General features: G+C 54.6%; 17 protein-coding genes and 2 tRNA genes. 13 read left to right on the plus strand and 6 right to left on the minus strand.

Annotation, left to right across the window (positions count from 1 at the left end):
- Positions 1-133: 133 nt before the first annotated feature.
- Genes FQK12_RS09780 through glmS form a run of 6 tightly spaced genes read right to left on the minus strand, consistent with a single transcriptional unit; the run spans position 134 to position 6,362 of the window.
- Positions 134-451, minus strand: a complete 318-nt coding sequence (locus tag FQK12_RS09780; protein WP_004848939.1) for a DUF4387 domain-containing protein — start codon at positions 449-451, stop codon at positions 134-136.
- Positions 448-1,818, minus strand: coding sequence for an acyclic terpene utilization AtuA family protein (locus tag FQK12_RS09785; RefSeq protein WP_014228452.1), 1,371 nt, complete (start codon positions 1,816-1,818; stop codon positions 448-450). The genes FQK12_RS09780 and FQK12_RS09785 overlap by 4 nt, the downstream gene beginning before the upstream one ends.
- A gap of 3 nt (positions 1,819-1,821) precedes the next feature.
- Positions 1,822-3,063, minus strand: a complete 1,242-nt coding sequence (locus tag FQK12_RS09790; protein ID WP_014228453.1) for a methylaspartate ammonia-lyase — start codon at positions 3,061-3,063, stop codon at positions 1,822-1,824.
- Complete coding sequence (locus FQK12_RS09795; RefSeq protein ID WP_004848945.1) at positions 3,063-4,508, minus strand: methylaspartate mutase subunit E; 1,446 nt, start codon at positions 4,506-4,508, stop codon at positions 3,063-3,065. Before FQK12_RS09795 ends, FQK12_RS09790 begins: the two co-directional genes overlap by 1 nt.
- 16 nt (positions 4,509-4,524) lie before the next feature.
- A complete protein-coding gene (gene glmL / locus FQK12_RS09800; RefSeq protein WP_014228454.1) occupies positions 4,525-5,913 on the minus strand; it encodes a methylaspartate mutase accessory protein GlmL in 1,389 nt (462 codons plus the stop codon).
- On the minus strand, positions 5,913-6,362 hold the full coding sequence (gene glmS / locus FQK12_RS09805; RefSeq protein ID WP_004848951.1) for a methylaspartate mutase subunit S: 450 nt from the start codon (positions 6,360-6,362) through the stop codon (positions 5,913-5,915). The genes glmL and glmS overlap by 1 nt, the downstream gene beginning before the upstream one ends.
- A 1,215-nt stretch (positions 6,363-7,577) precedes the next feature.
- Here glmS and cydA point away from each other — a divergent pair.
- The 13 genes from cydA (at position 7,578) to FQK12_RS09870 (ending at position 17,173) form a co-directional block, all read left to right on the plus strand.
- On the plus strand, positions 7,578-9,146 hold the full coding sequence (gene cydA / locus FQK12_RS09810) for a cytochrome ubiquinol oxidase subunit I (RefSeq protein ID WP_004130574.1): 1,569 nt from the start codon (positions 7,578-7,580) through the stop codon (positions 9,144-9,146).
- Between the two features lie 15 nt (positions 9,147-9,161).
- On the plus strand, positions 9,162-10,301 hold the full coding sequence (cydB, locus tag FQK12_RS09815) for a cytochrome d ubiquinol oxidase subunit II (protein WP_004848954.1): 1,140 nt from the start codon (positions 9,162-9,164) through the stop codon (positions 10,299-10,301).
- Between the two features lie 15 nt (positions 10,302-10,316).
- Positions 10,317-10,430, plus strand: coding sequence for a cytochrome bd-I oxidase subunit CydX (gene cydX / locus FQK12_RS09820; protein ID WP_004100325.1), 114 nt, complete (start codon positions 10,317-10,319; stop codon positions 10,428-10,430).
- Between the two features lie 130 nt (positions 10,431-10,560).
- The gene (gene ybgE, locus FQK12_RS09825) at positions 10,561-10,845 is read left to right on the plus strand and encodes a cyd operon protein YbgE (protein ID WP_004130577.1); all 285 of its coding nucleotides are present in this window, start codon (positions 10,561-10,563) and stop codon (positions 10,843-10,845) included.
- Between the two features lie 149 nt (positions 10,846-10,994).
- Positions 10,995-11,399, plus strand: coding sequence for a tol-pal system-associated acyl-CoA thioesterase (ybgC, locus tag FQK12_RS09830; protein ID WP_004100330.1), 405 nt, complete (start codon positions 10,995-10,997; stop codon positions 11,397-11,399).
- Entirely contained in the window at positions 11,396-12,088 is a 693-nt protein-coding gene (gene tolQ / locus FQK12_RS09835) for a Tol-Pal system protein TolQ (protein ID WP_014228456.1), read from the plus strand. Before ybgC ends, tolQ begins: the two co-directional genes overlap by 4 nt.
- A 3-nt stretch (positions 12,089-12,091) precedes the next feature.
- Positions 12,092-12,520, plus strand: a complete 429-nt coding sequence (gene tolR / locus FQK12_RS09840) for a colicin uptake protein TolR (protein ID WP_004130580.1) — start codon at positions 12,092-12,094, stop codon at positions 12,518-12,520.
- Between the two features lie 105 nt (positions 12,521-12,625).
- Positions 12,626-13,951, plus strand: a complete 1,326-nt coding sequence (tolA, locus tag FQK12_RS09845) for a cell envelope integrity protein TolA (protein ID WP_014228457.1) — start codon at positions 12,626-12,628, stop codon at positions 13,949-13,951.
- Between the two features lie 128 nt (positions 13,952-14,079).
- Positions 14,080-15,372 carry a Tol-Pal system beta propeller repeat protein TolB gene (gene tolB, locus FQK12_RS09850; RefSeq protein ID WP_004133400.1) on the plus strand — a complete coding sequence of 431 codons (1,293 nt, stop codon included), beginning with the start codon at positions 14,080-14,082 and terminating at the stop codon, positions 15,370-15,372.
- Positions 15,373-15,406: 34 nt separating this feature from the next.
- On the plus strand, positions 15,407-15,931 hold the full coding sequence (gene pal / locus FQK12_RS09855; RefSeq protein WP_004100337.1) for a peptidoglycan-associated lipoprotein Pal: 525 nt from the start codon (positions 15,407-15,409) through the stop codon (positions 15,929-15,931).
- Between the two features lie 9 nt (positions 15,932-15,940).
- On the plus strand, positions 15,941-16,732 hold the full coding sequence (gene cpoB / locus FQK12_RS09860; protein ID WP_004848965.1) for a cell division protein CpoB: 792 nt from the start codon (positions 15,941-15,943) through the stop codon (positions 16,730-16,732).
- Positions 16,733-16,894: 162 nt separating this feature from the next.
- Positions 16,895-16,970, plus strand: a tRNA-Lys gene (locus FQK12_RS09865).
- 127 nt (positions 16,971-17,097) lie between these two features.
- Positions 17,098-17,173 (plus strand) — tRNA-Val (locus FQK12_RS09870).
- The last annotated feature ends 47 nt before the right edge of the window (positions 17,174-17,220 follow it).

Consider the following 17,220-nt stretch of genomic DNA (forward strand, 5'->3'; position numbering starts at 1 on the left):
TAAGCTCCTGGGGATGAATGAGGGACATCCATGTCCCTCACCGAAGGCAGCCTCCGGCTGTTCAAATTCGTTCCTGACGAATTTGTCTCTCAGTTGCCGCCTCAATGCAACTCGAAATCCATTGGATATAGAATTAGAAATCGAACTCAATACTTAATAGCGGCGCATGCTGCTGAGCACCATAAACATCATTGTCCCCGACGTTGCCGGAAATAATATCCCGCGGCATGACGATTTTTACCGCGTTGGCCGGATCGAACCAGATAATGCGATGAATAAAATCAGGCTTTACGTTATATAAGCCGGCAATAAGCTGCGGGGTTAATTGCTCAGAACGTTTGACCCGCTGATAATCTTCCCGGGTTTTAAATAAAATATCTAAAACCAGTTCATACGGTCCGGCGTTTTTGGAGCGGATCACCTGCGCCAGTGAGCATAGGGATTGTTTCATGCCTGAACTCCTTCTGGCGTCACCTGTTCGATATGGAAGTCAAAGCGCAGCGCGTCGCTGGCTTCGATCAGGTGATAGATTGAGAACTCATACACCGGACCGCTCTGAATATCGGAAGGCGAGAACGGGAAGGCGAGGTTGCCCGCGGTGGCAATGCGGTTTTCATAGCCGTAGTGCAGCAGGGTAGAGCGCACCAGCGAACAGACGCTGTTGGCGATATCCTGGGTTGGCGCAACGACATCAAGCAGGATGCCCAGTTCGTGCCCGGCGGTTTTCATCGGTTCGTGATTGCCCATCACGCCGTTCTTTCCATACAGATGGAAGGTCATGCGGATGCTGTCATCGTTCAGGGAGAGGTTGCGTGCGACGCTGGTCTGTACCTCTTCAAGAATATTATCGATTCCGGCAATCATGATCGGATCGCGCGTTCCGGCAATGGTCAGGCAGCGGAAACCGACCCGCCGCGCGCCTTCCAGCTTCAGCGCGTACGGCGTCGCTTCATGACGAGAACCGCTGACGTAAACCTCGCCTTCGTTGACGGCTTTGAAGGTGCATCCTTTCAGGTTCAGCACGCCGCCCGGACCGGGCAGGAAATACGGATCGGACTTCTCGTACAGCGTATGCGCCGCCGCAGAGGTTTCGGTAAACTTACGCTTTGGATTAAACGCTTTCAGCGTAAAGCCGCTGTCGTCGATAATCCCCATGGCGCAGTCGGAACCGGAGCCCGGCGTGGCGGCAATGGCCGCGCATTCGAGGATCTTGCCGCAGTGCAGGGCGAGCCCCTCGTCAAAGCCCTGCATAATCGGCAGCGCCGCGAAGCAGGCCGGATCGTACGCCCGGCCGCCAAGCACCACCTGGGCGCCGGCTGCCAGCGCCCGCTGAAAGGGTTCGATCCCCATCTGGGCGACGATATAGGTACTCTCTTCAATGGCCTCGTGGGTCAGTTCAGGCACAAAGTCCAGGGCGGTGATTTTGCCGTTATCCAGCGCCTGATGAACGATGGCTTTATCGACATCAGACGGGATCAGCGCCATGGAGAACGACAGTTTTTCTTCCTGCGCAATCTCATGGATAATCTGCCGACACCACTCCAGATGCGGCGCGGCGCCGGATCCTCCAGCGGTACCGATCACCACCGGAATGTTGTTCTTCACGCCGGCGACGATCATATAGCGCAGATCGCGTTTCACCCCGGCCCGGTCGGTAAAAGGTTTGCCTGCCCCCAGATAGTGGGGGCCGGGATCGGATGAACCGGCGTCAACGGCAATCAGATCCGGCGATGCCTCCATAGCTTTACGAAAGCTCTCTTCCGGGAAGCCATAGCCGAGGATTGCCGTCGGCGATAAGATCTTAAAGGTACGAGCCATCTCTTAATCCTTAGTCTGCAACAGCGCGATGGTGCGGTTCATTTCGTTAAACACGATGTTAAGACCTTCGTCGAAGCCCATGCCCGGCTTGATCAGCATGCGCATCGGACGCGCGGCCAGCGCGACGTGAACGCAGGTGCGGGCGCTGATCTCGGTTTCGTTACAGGTACCGCCCTGATAGGCTTCCATCGCGTGTTTGTTGCAGTACAGCACCGCGTCCACGATGTTATGAATGCCGCCGAGATCCGGGGTTTTGATCTGCACCATGTGGCAGCTGCCGGCATCGGTAAAGTCAACGATGTCCTGATAGGTGTTACACCACTCGTCGGCGACAATTTTTACGCCGGAACCGAGGCGGGTCAGCTCTTTGGTGATGGCCGTGAGCATACGGATCTGGTCCGGTTTATTACCCGCATCCACCGGGCCTTCTATGTAGAGCGGCAGGCCCTGCGCCTCTTGCTCCAGGCTGGCGATATAGTCGGCGCAGCGAACCGGATCCATATTGAAAATCAGGCCGATGGTGCCGTACACGTCGATATGCAGCGTGGGGCGATAGCGGGGGCTGGTGCGCAGGCTTAAGATGCGGTCGGATAGCCAGCGGACATACTCACGCAGTTTTTCCCCTTTGAGACCCAGCTTCTCTTCGACGTTGTTAATGAGCGCATGCGGCAGGACGTCAACGCCTTTGAGGATCATTTTGTCCACGGCGATGTAGCGGTCGTCGCCGCTCTGACCAAATAACGGAATCGCTTCCGGTATGCAGGGCAGCTGCCATTCGTCGCAAACCACCTCCGCCTTCAGGCGGCCGCTGGCCAGCGCGGTGGCGTCGAGCAGCGCCTGGGAAAGACCGTAGCGGACGGCGGTATGCAGCAGATGACCGTCGATGCGCAGCTTGTCGAAGAAGCGGGCGTTCGGCAGGAAGGTATCGACATCGCGGCCCTCCAGCAGCGGTTTGATATGATCGTTGAGGAACGGGATAAAGTTCTCCGCCAGGAACAGCGGGTCGCGGCCGCCCGCGCCGGAGTACTGTACGGCGGCACAGTCACCGACCGCCACCGCGCCGTTTTCCAGAATCAGCTGGACGGATACGCATTCACCCGCCTGGCGTACCGAGGTGAAGCCTGGCGTTACCGGAGCACCGGTATAAATGAACCCATCATGACCCGCGCCGTTTTTAATCGCCTGCTGATCGTCAAAATAGAATGAAGAGTAGCCAGCGGTGAAAAGGGCCTGTTTAATTTTCATTATGGTCTTCCTATTAATTTACTGTGGGATACCGCGTTGATGTCATCAACAACCATCTGGAATGAGGGTTTGCGTCCTTCAAAATGCGCACGTTCAGCGACGTAATCGTGGTGCAGGGCGAGGATGTCCTTCGGCAGCGGAACCGCGCCGGCTTCAAGCACGCGAATGGCGCCGGCATTGTCGCGAACCGGCAAAATTTTGCCCGCGTTGCAGGATGCGGGGGCAAAAGGCACGTCCAGGACGCCCGCTTCAAAGGCCAGCACCGTACCGCGGGCGATGTCGCCGTTGCCCAGCTCGAACACTTTCTTCAGCACCGCGCGAACCTCGCTTTTTATCAGCTCCACTTCCTGCTCAACCGCGGCGCAGGGCGGGAACTTCTGATCGCTGACCATATTGAGCATCTGGCGGGATGCCCTCAGCCCCTGCGCGTTGGCCGCCGCGGTGGGAATACCGAACGCTTCATGCGGGCTCTTGGTGATCACTTTGGTGGCGCCGGACATCCCGGCTACCGCCGCGCCCCAGGAGATAATGGCAAAGGCTTTTGATTCATCTTCCGGAAAGCCGCCCATCCACTGGTGGAAGACGGTACTCAGCTCGTAATCGTCGAATCCATAATTGCCAAAGTATTCGTGGGAGAGTTCGCGAAGAGATTTAATCGCCGCGATGTCCTGGGTGAGGCTGCCGACCTGGCCGTAGCCGACGGTGATTGACTTGACGCCCTGTTCCAGCGCCAGCAGACCTTCGATAATGGCCACCGCGTGGGACATAAACGGTGGGATCAGGGTGCCGGTCAGCGGGCCGAACGGTTCGCGGTTAATACGAATGCCGTGTTCTTCATACAGGCCCATCAGGCGGTCGCAGTACTGCCAGTCGCGAATCGACTTCTCCAGGGTGACGCGCTTGGCGTAGGGAATGTTGTAGGAGATACCGCCGCCTTCGTAGCTGGTAAAGCCGCTGGCCATGGAGATTTCCGCCAGCAGGCGCGCGTCTGGCGTACCGTGACGTACCTGGACCGGTTTTTCCAGCGCTTCGGTCATCCGGCGGCAGGCGGCGACGCCGTGGTTAACCACCGGCAAACCATTCAGTTTGGAGGTTCCCGCCTCGATGGATTTCTGTATGCCGACCGCCGCTTCTTCGTAACGGTTGAGGCGGGTATAGGCATCGATGGTGCTGGGCAGCAGATCGCACTCTTCCTGCAGGGTTTTGAGCAGCGCAATATGTTCATCCATCAGCGCCACGCCCGCGCGCGGCTGGCTCAGGGTTTTACCCTCCTGGTCGGCCTTAAGCAGAGCGTGAGAAAAGCGTTTTTTCTCAGGAATGGTTTGCTGGTACTTCACGCCATCTTCGAAGTGCTCAACGTCCTTGCCGGTATGCCAGGTCTGCAATACCTGATGCCGCTCGGTCATGAATTCGTCGTGGGTTAATTTTTTATTTCGAAGTTCCATTCGTAGCTGCCTTCATTTATAGGGTTAAACAGTGAATGCTGGTGCGAGCGGCGAGCTCGGGGTAGAGCCTGGCAACGTTTGCCAGCAGCGGAAGCAGGCCTTTTGCATCGCGGTAATAATCAAACCGGGTTGGCAGGAGAATGCGTCTGCCGTCGTCATCCAGTTCGCGGTATTTCAGCCAGCGGTGGATGTCGAAGCCGCTGGCGCGGGAGAGCCATCCACCGGAACCGACGACTTTACGCACGGGGGTCAGATCGCGGCCCATCTGTAAATCGACGTTGCCCACGCAGGTGCAGACCTGCTTTTTGGTGCCCGCGTGGCGTTCGCTGGCGTAGCCGACGCACAGCCCGGCCAGCACGGTGTCGAAATATTTTTCTTCCTCGTTGAGCGGCAGATAATCCGGCTGAGCGACCAGATGGCGCAGGTAGCGGTAAAAGGCCTCCTGACGCTGCGGCTGGTGGGCAAACACCACGTTCACCAGCTCCTGAGTACTTTCACCGACCACGACAGCTGAAACGCGCATGCCGAGATCGCCTTCTACCGTACGTTTAACAAACGGTTCCGGAACCCCGTGCAGAACGGTATCCGGAGAGAGCGTGTTGGCGCTGGCGGAGTAGACGTCGGTGGTGGCGCCGCCCATATCGATCAGCATGAACTCTTTCCACGCGCTGTCGTAATGGCTGATGGTTTTTACCAGCTCGTAGACGGTCCACGGCGTTGGCATCGGCTCTTCGCCGGTTTCCGCGACAATCACGTCCAGCCCTTTACCTTTGACGATTCGGGATAAGAAGACATCGCAAATCGCCTTGCGGGCAGCGTAGGGATTAGGGTGATCGAGATCGGGCAGAATGTTGTCTACCGTGGTCAAATCTTTGTGGCCAAGGATGGCCTGAACCTCGTCCTGAATATCCCGGTTTCCGGCATAGATAATGGCGCAGTCGAGCGTTGACTCCGCCAGCGCATGGGCGTTGGCCAGGCCGTAGCTCTCCTCGCCGCCGTCGGTTCCGCCGGTAAATAGCAGGATATCCGGCGGCGTGGCTTCCAGCGCCTGGATATCGTGGCGGTTGAGTTTGTAGGCGTAGTATTGGGCGATTTTGGCCCCCGCCGAGTGGGCGGTGACTTTTGCTGATTCCAGGGTGATGGACGGCACCAGACCCATCGCGGCAACGGCAAGACCGCCTTTTGCCGATGAAGAGTATTTCAGCGTGACGTCACCGCGGTGCAGCAACGGGCGCGCATCGGCAACGTTAAGCACCCGGTTCAGGCTGGCAAAAAAGCCTTCCGCCAGGTGATGGGTAGTGGTCGGGGTCAGAACGTGATTTACCAGCGTCAGCTCATCCCCCTCCTGTGCGAAGAGGGCCGCTTTGGTCCACGTCGAGCCGATATCGACAGAGACGGTTTGCATCAGATAGCCTCTTCCAGACACTGCTGTTCAACGCCGTGGCGCTGGTTGATATCGTTCGCCATCAGCCTGCAGACGTCTTCCAGATCGTGGCTTGGGGCAAAGACGCGATTGAAGCCCATCTCTTTGAATTTGGCCTCGACGTCGGCAAAATCATGCTTACCGACCACCAGGTTACCGCCAACGTAAAGAAGAATATCGCCGATACCGCGTTCGATGCAGCGTTCGCGCAGTCCCAGGCAGTCGATATCGCCGTGGCCGTAAATAGACGACACAACGATGGCGTCCGCGCCGGTTTCGATAGCGGCATCGATATATTCATCCTGACTGACCATCACCCCCAGATTGATTACGCGAAAATCATGGGCAGTAAAAACGCGGTCCAGGACTTTGTTGCCTACTGCATGGCAGTCAGCACCAATGACGCCAATAACAAGTGTTGATTTCTTCATGGGTAATCCTCTGTAAGGCTGATGGTATAAAAATAAAAACGACTTTCTAATATTTGCAGCGTTGATGATGGCCGCCTGTTAATAGGGCTGGAGTGTCTGTGGTTCGAAGGGGGGAAGCAATTGATCTATTTTCAGAATATCTTTCAAAAAAGTCTTGTTTTTGATTTTTCTTTAAAAAATCCTTTTCTATCATATAGTTGTTGATTTCTTATTGTCTGGGGGTTATTTCTGTTTAGATCTTTTTAATAAATAGATTGCGATGTTTGTGAGCAAGGTCTTATTTTATATTTTGCCTTTGATAATAAGCGGTAAATACAATTCTTTAAATTTTTCTGTGAACATAGTAACGGAATTTATGTGCGGTTTTTTATATGCGTCACGGCAAATTTGTTAGATTAAAGATATAAAATGATGATTTGTTTATTTAATATTTCATTTTTGTTGAATGGCGGAGTGGGGCAGGAGAGCTGCTTTCCGGGGTGGATAAAAGCGTAGGGGGAAAGTCTGCTGCATAAAGAGCAGGGTGCGTTGCGTCACAAAACGACAAGAAAGAGAATGTACGCCGCATTTACTTGATAATGAGATAGTTACGCATCTGTGTTAATTGAAAGTAAACGCAATGATAAATGTAATAAGCAAAAAATTTAGGGCATTAACTTGATAAAAAAAATCTGTGAGCTACACGACATTGTCAGCTGATGCCCGGATTAATGCGCCCAGCGCTCATCCCATTAAATTCCCCTCCGCGGCGAAATAAATGGACTATCATTTTCAGTAACCGTTGATACTCTTGAAAAACATATTGTTAACCTAGTGTTTACCTGTACGGTACACGGTATACATAATTAACATTTAAAATGAAAATTGATTTAAATCAATGTTTAAAACTTGGAAAAGGTCGCGAAATGGAGTTAAATTGTCGCGGATCAAATTGACCGAAATCTGGTATTTTCGCTATAAATTGATCGCTGTCGAAAACTGCAAATTTATCACAATAAAAACCTATTTATTGTAAGGGTTTTGCAGCGTAATATAATCACGGGATCAATTTGGGTGTTTTGTTAACATGTTTGTAACTTCTCATTACTATCGTTTTCTTGCATGAGAAAACGGGCGTGACGAGAAGAAGCAAATAAATTTGTATTGGGGCATGCGTGTGACCCTTTCTAACGGGGTTCACTCTCGGAGTCTTCATGCGATGAGCAAGGAGTCATGATGTTAGATATAGTCGAACTGTCGCGCTTACAGTTTGCCTTGACCGCGATGTACCACTTCCTGTTTGTGCCGCTGACGCTAGGTATGGCGTTCCTGCTGGCCATCATGGAAACGGTCTACGTCCTTTCCGGCAAACAGATTTATAAAGATATGACCAAGTTCTGGGGCAAGTTGTTTGGTATCAACTTCGCGCTGGGTGTGGCAACCGGTCTGACCATGGAGTTCCAGTTCGGGACTAACTGGTCTTACTACTCTCACTATGTGGGCGATATCTTCGGTGCGCCGCTGGCCATTGAAGGTTTGATGGCCTTCTTCCTCGAATCTACCTTTGTCGGTCTGTTCTTCTTCGGTTGGGATCGTCTGGGCAAAGTTCAGCACATGGCCGTGACCTGGCTGGTGGCGCTGGGCTCCAACCTGTCGGCGCTGTGGATCCTCGTCGCTAACGGCTGGATGCAGAACCCGATTGCGTCGGACTTCAACTTTGAAACCATGCGTATGGAGATGGTCAGCTTCTCTGAGCTGGTCCTGAACCCGGTTGCTCAGGTTAAGTTCGTTCATACCGTGGCGTCAGGCTACGTGACCGGCGCGATGTTCATTCTTGCCATCAGCTCCTGGTATATGCTCAAAGGCCGCGACTTCGCTTTTGCCAAGCGCTCCTTCGCTATCGCAGCCAGCTTCGGTATGGCGGCGATTCTCTCCGTTATCGTTCTCGGTGATGAATCCGGCTACGAAATGGGCGACGTGCAGAAAACCAAACTGGCGGCTATCGAAGCTGAATGGGAAACTCAGCCTGCTCCGGCGGCCTTTACCCTGTTTGGTATTCCCGATCAGAAGGCGCAGGAGAACCGCTTCGCGATTCAAATTCCTTACGCGCTGGGCATCATTGCGACTCGATCCGTGGATAAACAGGTTACCGGCCTGAAAGACCTCATGGTTCAGCACGAAGAGCGTATCCGTAACGGGATGAAAGCTTACGCGCTGCTGGAACAGCTGCGTGCCGGTTCAACCGACCAGGCCGTGCGCGATCGCTTTAACGACGTGAAGAAAGATCTGGGCTACGGTCTGCTGCTGAAACGCTATACCGACAACGTCTCTGACGCGACGGAAGAGCAGATTGCTCTGGCGACCAAGGACTCTATTCCTGCCGTGGCGCCGCTCTACTTCGCCTTCCGTATTATGGTAGCGTGCGGCGTGCTGATGCTGTTGATTATCGGCGCCTCCTTCTGGAGCGTGATTCGCAACCGCATCGGTGAGAAAAAATGGCTGCTGCGCGCCGCGTTCTATGGCCTGCCGCTGCCGTGGATTGCCGTTGAATCGGGCTGGTTTGTCGCCGAATATGGCCGTCAGCCGTGGGCTATTGGTGAGGTGCTGCCGACGGCCGTCGCGAACTCGTCGCTGACCGCGGGCGACCTGATCTTCTCTATGGTGCTGATTTGTGGCCTGTACACGCTGTTCCTGGTGGCTGAACTGTTCCTCATGTTCAAGTTTGCCCGTAAAGGACCAAGCAGCCTGAAAACCGGTCGCTACCACTTTGAACAGTCCTCTGCGGCTATTCAGTCGGCACGCTAAGACAGGAGTCGTCAAATGATCGATTATGAAGTATTGCGTTTTATCTGGTGGCTGCTGATCGGCATTTTGCTTATTGGTTTTGCCGTCGCCGATGGCTTCGACATGGGGGTGGGGATGCTCACCCGTTTCCTCGGTCGTAACGACACCGAGCGTCGAATTATGATTAACGCCATTGCCCCGCACTGGGACGGAAACCAGGTGTGGCTGATCACCGCCGGCGGCGCGCTGTTTGCCGCCTGGCCGATGGTTTACGCCGCCGCGTTTTCCGGCTTCTATGTGGCCATGATCCTGGTGCTGGCGTCTTTATTCTTCCGTCCGGTGGGTTTCGACTACCGCTCGAAGATTGAGGACAACCGCTGGCGTAACATGTGGGACTGGGGCATCTTCGTTGGCAGCTTCGTGCCGCCGCTGGTGATTGGCGTGGCGTTCGGCAACCTGCTGCAGGGCGTTCCGTTCCACGTTGATGAATATCTGCGCCTGTACTACACCGGTAACTTCTTCCAGTTGCTGAATCCGTTTGGCCTGCTGGCCGGTATTGTTAGCGTGGCGATGATCCTGACGCAGGGCGCGACCTACCTGCAGATGCGTACCGTGGGTGAACTGCACCTGCGCACCCGCTCCGTGTCTACGGTGGCGGCGCTGGTGACGCTGGTCTGCTTCGCGCTGGCGGGCGTTTGGGTCTACTACGGTATCGACGGTTATGTGGTGAAATCGGTGATGGATCATACCGGCCCGTCTAACCCGCTGACCAAAGAAGTCGCGCGTGAAGCCGGCGCGTGGATGGTGAACTTTAATAACATGCCGGCGCTGTGGGCGATTCCTGCTCTGGGCGTGGCGCTGCCGCTGTTGACCGTCATCTCGACAAAAGCGGATAAAGGCGCATGGGCGTTTCTGTTCTCCTCGCTGACGCTGGCGTGCATCATTCTGACTGCCGGTATCGCCATGTTCCCGTTCATTATGCCATCAAGCACGGCGATGAACGCGAGCCTGACCATGTGGGATGCGACCTCCAGCCAGCTGACGCTGAACCTGATGACTTACGTGGCGATTGTCTTCGTACCGATTATTCTGGCCTACACCGCCTGGTGTTACTGGAAAATGTTCGGTCGCATCACTCGCGAAGACATCGAAAAGAACACCCACTCGCTGTACTAAGGTAAGGAGCTATATATGTGGTATTTCGCATGGATTTTGGGAACGCTTCTTGCCTGTGCTTTTGGGGTGATTACCGCGCTGGCGCTTGAGCACGTGGAAGCCACCAAAGCAGGTAAAGAAGAACACTGATGAGTATTATCGTGATGCGATATACGAAATCATTCGGGTTGCATCGAGGCGGCAAGTCTGTGAATCCCCAGGAGCTTACACAAGTAAGTGACTGGGGTCAGCAGACGTAGCCAACAAAGAGGCGACGTGAATGATAAAGTATATGTATGCGATAATGGACAAGCGCCCGTTAAGGGCGCTTTCCTTATTGATGGCGCTGGCGCTAGCGGGCTGTATCTTTTGGGATCCGTCGCGCTTTGCGGCCAAAACCAGCGAGCTGGAAATCTGGCACGGCTTCCTGCTGATGTGGGCGGTTTGTACCGGCGTTATCCACGGCGTGGGCTTCCGCCCGCGCGCCATTCACTGGCAGGGAATTTTTTGTCCGCTTATCGCTGATATTGTGCTCGTTTTGGGCCTGTTCTTTTTCTTCTTTTGAATAAGAAATCTCTGTTAACCATATGGGCTTGCATAAGCCCATAAAAATTTACTCCTCGTTTACTTTCCCCCATTCCAAACCACGATTCCCGCGCGTATAGTAGCGAAGTTTGAAAGCACTAACCTTTTGTTGCATTACCGGGATGTAAAGTGAATACAACGCTGTTTCGATGGCCGGTTCGGGTCTATTACGAAGACACCGACGCCGGTGGTGTGGTTTACCACGCCAGCTACGTCGCTTTCTATGAAAGAGCACGCACAGAGATGCTGCGCCATCATCACTTCAGCCAACAGGTTTTGCTGGCTGAACGAGTTGCCTTTGTGGTTCGCAAAATGACGCTGGAGTATTTTGCGCCCGCCAGACTCGACGACATGCTCGAAATCCAGACGGAGATAACCTCAATGCGAGGAGCTACCCTGGTTTTCACGCAGCGAATCGTCAACGCCGAGAACGTCGTTTTGAATGAAGCTGAGGTTCTTATCGTGTGCGTTGATCCACTCTTAATGAAGCCTCGTGCGCTTCCCAAGTCTATTGTCGCGGAGTTTAAGCAGTGACTGAGATGAATATCCTTGATTTGTTCCTGAAGGCGAGCCTTCTGGTTAAACTTATCATGTTGATTTTAGTTTGTTTTTCCATCGCCTCCTGGGCCATCATTATTCAGAGAACGCGTATCCTCAATTCGGCGTCACGTGAGGCCGAAGCGTTTGAAGATAAGTTCTGGTCCGGTATCGAGCTTTCTCGTTTGTACCAGGAAAGCCAGGGTCGTCGCGATAATCTGACCGGTTCGGAACAAATCTTCTACAGCGGCTTCAAAGAGTTTGCGCGTCTGCATCGTGCGAACAGCCATGCGCCGGAAGCGATTGTCGAAGGAGCGTCGCGCGCCATGCGTATTTCGATGAACCGCGAGCTGGAAACCCTGGAAACCCACATCCCGTTCCTCGGTACGGTGGGTTCTATCAGCCCATATATCGGTCTGTTTGGTACCGTATGGGGGATCATGCATGCCTTTATCGCGCTGGGCGCGGTAAAACAGGCGACGCTGCAAATGGTCGCGCCGGGTATCGCAGAAGCGCTCATCGCGACGGCAATTGGTCTTTTTGCCGCTATCCCGGCGGTTATGGCCTATAACCGTCTGAACCAGCGCGTGAACAAACTTGAGCTGAACTACGACAACTTTATGGAAGAGTTCACCGCCATTCTGCACCGTCAGGCGTTTACCAGCAGCGAAAGCAATAAGGGGTAAGCCATGGCCAGAGCACGTGGACGCGGACGTCGCGAACTGAAGTCCGAGATCAACATCGTTCCGCTGCTGGATGTCCTGTTGGTGCTGTTGCTGATCTTTATGGCGACAGCGCCGATCATTACGCAGAGCGTAGAGGTCGACCTACCGGACGCAACGGAGTCGCAGGCGGTGAAAAGCAACGATGAGCCGCCGGTGATCGTTGAAGTCTCCGGCGTCGGGCAGTACAGCGTGAAAGTTGGCCCGGAAACGTTATCGCAGCTGCCGCCGGAACAGGTTATTGCGGAAGCCAGGCGTCGACTTGAGGCGAATGAGAAAACGGTGTTCCTGATCGGCGGTGCTAAAGAGGTGCCATACGATGAGATTATTAAAGCGCTTAACCTGTTGCACAGCGCAGGGGTTAAATCGGTTGGCTTGATGACCAAGCCGATCTAATCGCTCGCAATATGCACGCCCGCCAGCACGTCGGCTTTGGGACAACAGCGTCTCGTGGCCGACGTCATATAACGGGAACAGGCGAACAGTTTTTGGGAACCGATAGTGTCAAAGGCAACCGAACAAAACGACAAGCTTAAACGAGCGATCATAGTATCAGTCGCGCTGCACATCGTATTGATAGCGCTGCTGATCTGGAGTTCGTTTGACGAGCATCTGGATGCTTCTGCCGGGGGTGGCGGAGGTTCCTCTATCGATGCGGTAATGGTCGATCCGGGGGCGGTTGTGAAGAATTATGACCGTCAACAGCAGCAGCAGGCCAGCGCCCGCCGCGCCGCCGAGCAGCGTGAAAAGCAGGCTCAGCAGCAGGCGGAAGAGCTACGTGAAAAACAGGCCGCCGAGCAGGAACGGCTGAAACAGCTGGAACAGGATCGTCTACAGGCGCAGGAAGCGGCTAAAGAGGCGAAAGAACAGCAGAAACAGGCGGAAGAAGCCGCGGCGAAAGCCGCCGCAGCGGCCAAAGCCAAAGCGGACGCACAGGCGAAAGAGGCGCAGGAAGCTGCCGCCAAAGCCACCGCTGACGCGAAAGCGAAGGCCGATGCGCAGGCGAAAGCAGCCGAAGCCGCTGCGGCGAAAGCGGCGGCGGATGCGAAGAAACAGGCGGAAGCAGAAGCCGCGAAAGCGGCCGCGGACGCGCAGAAAAAAGCCGAAGCCGATGCGGCGAAGAAAGCTCAGCAGGAAGCTGAGAAGAAAGCGCAGCAGCAGGCAGAGAAAAAAGCGCAGCAGGAAGCGGCGAAACAGGCCGCTGCTGAAAAAGCTGCCGCCGAAAAAGCGGCAGAAAAAGCCGCCGCGCAGAAAGCTGCTGCTGAGAAAGCGGCAGCCGAGAAAGCCGCCGCAGCGGAAAAAGCCGCCGCTGAGAAAGCCGCGGCAGCCAAAGCTGCAGCAGCAGAGAAGGCCGCCGCAGACAAAGCGGCGAAAGCCGCCGCCGCTAAGGCAGCAGCCGCCAAGAAAGCCGCTGCGGCCAAAGAGGCCAACGGCGTTGACGATCTGCTCGGCGACCTGAGCTCCGGTAAGAATGCGCCGAAAGGTAATACCAGCGGTAGCGCTGGGGGTTCATCTCCTGCTAAAGGAAGTAAGCAGGGGCAGGGTGGGGCATCCCAGGCTGAGATTAACAGCTATATTTCACAGGTGCAGGCTGCGATTAAAGGTCATCTCTATGACTGGGATACCTACAAGGGGAAAACCTGTACTTTACGTGTGAATCTGGCTCAGGATGGAACGCTGTTAAGTGTGAAATCGGAAGGCGGCGATCCGGCGTTCTGTCAGCAAATGCTGGCCGCAACGAGCCGGATGACGAAGTTCCCTAAACCGCCGTCGCAGGCTGTTTATGAAACATTCAAAAATGCGCCACTGGACTTCAAACCTCAGTGATAGTTTTCCCCGTTTATGCGGGGAAAACAAACGTCGGTAGGCCCAGGGTTTTGGTAGTTTTGTGTATTTGAGTTTGTTAACATTCTGCTAAATTATCGTGGGCTTTTCGCCTGGATAAGGGAGATATGATGAAGCAGGCATTACGAGTAGCATTTGGTTTTTTAATGCTGTGGGCGGCAGTGCTGCACGCAGAAGTACGCATCGAGATTACCCAAGGGGTCGACTCGGCACGCCCAATCGGCGTTGTGCCGTTCCAGTGGGCGGGGCAGGGTGCTGCGCCGGAAGATGTGGGCGGTATCGTGGCGGCTGACCTGCGCAACAGCGGCAAGTTTAATCCGCTCGATCGCTCGCGTCTGCCTCAGCAGCCGGGTAGCGCTCAGGAAGTACAGCCGGCGGCATGGTCTGCGCTGGGCGTTGACGCCGTCGTGGTTGGTCAGGTGACGCAAAACCCTGACGGTTCCTACAACGTGGCGTATCAGCTGGTTGATACCGGCGGCGCGCCAGGGACCGTGCTTGCGCAGAACTCCTTTAAAGTCACGAAACAGTATCTGCGCTATGCCGCGCATGCTGCCAGCGACGCCGTATTTGAGAAGCTGACCGGTATTAAGGGCGCCTTCCGTACCCGTATCGCCTACGTGGTACAGACCAACGGCGGCCAGTTCCCGTACGAGCTGCGCGTGTCCGACTACGATGGCTACAATCAGTTCCTCGTTCACCGTTCAACTCAGCCGCTGATGTCTCCGGCATGGTCTCCGGACGGCGCGAAGCTGGCCTACGTGACCTTTGAAAGCGGACGCTCTGCGCTGGTTGTGCAGACGCTGGCTAACGGCTCCGTTCGTCAGATTGCTTCGTTCCCGCAGCATAACGGCGCGCCGGCGTTCTCGCCGGACGGCAGCAAACTGGCTTTCGCTCTGTCGAAAACCGGTAGCCTGAACCTGTACGTGATGGACCTGGGATCTGGCCAGATTCGTCAGGTGACCAACGGTCGCAGCAATAACACCGAACCAAGCTGGTTCCCGGATAGCCAGAACCTGGCCTTTACTTCCGACCAGGCCGGTCGTCCGCAGGTGTATAAAGTCAATATTAATGGCGGCACGCCGCAGCGTATTACCTGGGAAGGTTCACAAAACCAGGACGCTGACGTGAGCGCTGATGGTAAAACTATGGTAATGGTAAGCTCGGCCGGTGGTCAGCAGCACATTGCCAAACAAGATCTGGAAGCGGGTGGTGTGCAGGTTCTGTCATCAACGTTTTTAGATGAAACGCCAAGTCTGGCACCTAACGGCACTATGGTAATCTACAGCTCTTCTCAGGGGATGGGATCCGTGCTGAATCTGGTTTCTACAGATGGGCGTTTCAAAGCGCGTCTTCCGGCAACTGATGGACAGGTAAAATCACCTGCCTGGTCGCCGTATCTGTGATAATAAATAATTGATTATTAAAGGAATCAAAGAAATGCAACTGAACAAAGTGCTGAAAGGGCTGTTGATCGCTCTGCCGGTTATGGCAATCGCGGCGTGTTCTTCTAACAAGAACGCCAGCAACGACCAGAGCGGTGAAGGCATGCTGGGTGCCGGCACTGGTATGGACGGTAACGCTAACGGCGGCAACATGTCTTCCGAAGAGCAGGCTCGTCTGCAGATGCAACAGCTGCAGCAGAACAATATCGTTTACTTCGATCTGGACAAATACGATATCCGTTCTGACTTCGCTGCAATGCTGGACGCGCACGCAAACTTCCTGCGCAGCAATCCGTCCTACAAAGTGACCGTAGAAGGTCATGCGGATGAGCGTGGTACGCCGGAATACAACATCGCTCTGGGTGAGCGTCGTGCTAACGCCGTTAAGATGTATCTGCAGGGCAAAGGTGTTTCTGCTGACCAGATCTCCATCGTTTCTTACGGTAAAGAAAAACCTGCAGTACTGGGCCATGACGAAGCGGCTTACGCCAAAAACCGTCGCGCCGTACTGGTTTACTAAGAGAATTGCATGAGCAGTAACTTCAGACATCATCTATTGAGTCTGTCGTTACTGGTTGGCATAGCGGCCCCCTGGGCCGCTTTTGCTCAGGCGCCAATCAGTAGTGTCGGCTCAGGCTCGGTCGAAGACCGCGTCACTCAACTCGAGCGTATTTCCAATGCGCACAGCCAGCTTTTAACCCAACTCCAGCAACAACTCTCCGATAATCAGTCCGATATTGATTCCCTGCGCGGTCAAATTCAGGAAAGCCAGTATCAGCTGAATCAGGTTGTTGAGCGCCAGAAGCAGATCCTGCTGCAGATCGACGGTCTGAGCAGCGGTGGCGGCGCAGCGGGAGCGCAAACCCAGACGTCAGCGGGCGATCAGGGCGCTGCGGCTAGCGGGACGGCGCCAGCGGCCTCGTCAGGCGCCCCGGCGCAGACCGGTGATGCCAATACCGATTACAACGCGGCTATCGCGCTGGTGAAGGATCCCTCTCGCCAGGACGATGCGATGGCGGCTTTCCAGAACTTCGTCAAAAAGTACCCCGATTCAACGTATCAGCCGAACGCCAACTACTGGCTCGGTCAGCTGAATTACAACAAGGGTAAAAAGGACGATGCGGCGTACTATTTCGCTTCCGTGGTGAAAAACTACCCTAAATCCCCGAAGGCGCCCGATGCGATGTTTAAAGTCGGCGTGATCATGCAGGACAAAGGCGATACCGCAAAAGCGAAGGCGGTTTACCAGCAGGTGGTCAGTAAATTTCCTGGCACCGACGGGGCCAAACAAGCGCAAAAACGCCTTAACGCACTCGGATGATTATGGCATGACCAGAAATCGCATCATTTCTGGTCTTGTCGCATGAATCCTAAGCAGTTAAGCAATCTTTATCTAAATTGTTGTTGCGCTGAATTCTGAAATCAGTAATATATGCCGCCGTTGCCAAGGGATATCGAACAAGCCCAAAGCGGCGAAAATAGTGGGTCGTTAGCTCAGTTGGTAGAGCAGTTGACTTTTAATCAATTGGTCGCAGGTTCGAATCCTGCACGACCCACCAATCGTTCTGGTGGAACGCGATAGTAAAACGTGAAGGATAACGTTGCGTCAGCAACGGCCCGTAGGGCGAGGCGAAGCCGAGTCATCCTGCACGACCCACCGTTAAAAGATGTATCCAGCGCAGTATCGGGTGATTAGCTCAGCTGGGAGAGCACCTCCCTTACAAGGAGGGGGTCGGCGGTTCGATCCCGTCATCACCCACCACTCGGGTCGTTAGCTCAGTTGGTAGAGCAGTTGACTTTTAATCAATT

Source organism: Klebsiella sp. ME-303, assembly GCF_007910085.1.
GTDB classification, from domain to species: Bacteria; Pseudomonadota; Gammaproteobacteria; order Enterobacterales; family Enterobacteriaceae; genus Klebsiella; species Klebsiella michiganensis.

Coding starts and splice junctions, on each gene's coding strand:
- cydA (WP_004130574.1), top strand. CDS start 7,578: ATGTTAGATATAGTCGAACTGTCGCGCTTACAGTTTGCCTTGACCGCG.
- tolB (WP_004133400.1), top strand. CDS start 14,080: ATGAAGCAGGCATTACGAGTAGCATTTGGTTTTTTAATGCTGTGGGCG.
- FQK12_RS09795 (WP_004848945.1), bottom strand. CDS start 4,508: ATGGAACTTCGAAATAAAAAATTAACCCACGACGAATTCATGACCGAG.
- FQK12_RS09785 (WP_014228452.1), bottom strand. CDS start 1,818: ATGGCTCGTACCTTTAAGATCTTATCGCCGACGGCAATCCTCGGCTAT.
- cydB (WP_004848954.1), top strand. CDS start 9,162: ATGATCGATTATGAAGTATTGCGTTTTATCTGGTGGCTGCTGATCGGC.
- FQK12_RS09790 (WP_014228453.1), bottom strand. CDS start 3,063: ATGAAAATTAAACAGGCCCTTTTCACCGCTGGCTACTCTTCATTCTAT.
- glmS (WP_004848951.1), bottom strand. CDS start 6,362: ATGAAGAAATCAACACTTGTTATTGGCGTCATTGGTGCTGACTGCCAT.
- cydX (WP_004100325.1), top strand. CDS start 10,317: ATGTGGTATTTCGCATGGATTTTGGGAACGCTTCTTGCCTGTGCTTTT.
- cpoB (WP_004848965.1), top strand. CDS start 15,941: ATGAGCAGTAACTTCAGACATCATCTATTGAGTCTGTCGTTACTGGTT.
- glmL (WP_014228454.1), bottom strand. CDS start 5,913: ATGCAAACCGTCTCTGTCGATATCGGCTCGACGTGGACCAAAGCGGCC.
- ybgE (WP_004130577.1), top strand. CDS start 10,561: ATGATAAAGTATATGTATGCGATAATGGACAAGCGCCCGTTAAGGGCG.
- tolR (WP_004130580.1), top strand. CDS start 12,092: ATGGCCAGAGCACGTGGACGCGGACGTCGCGAACTGAAGTCCGAGATC.
- FQK12_RS09780 (WP_004848939.1), bottom strand. CDS start 451: ATGAAACAATCCCTATGCTCACTGGCGCAGGTGATCCGCTCCAAAAAC.
- pal (WP_004100337.1), top strand. CDS start 15,407: ATGCAACTGAACAAAGTGCTGAAAGGGCTGTTGATCGCTCTGCCGGTT.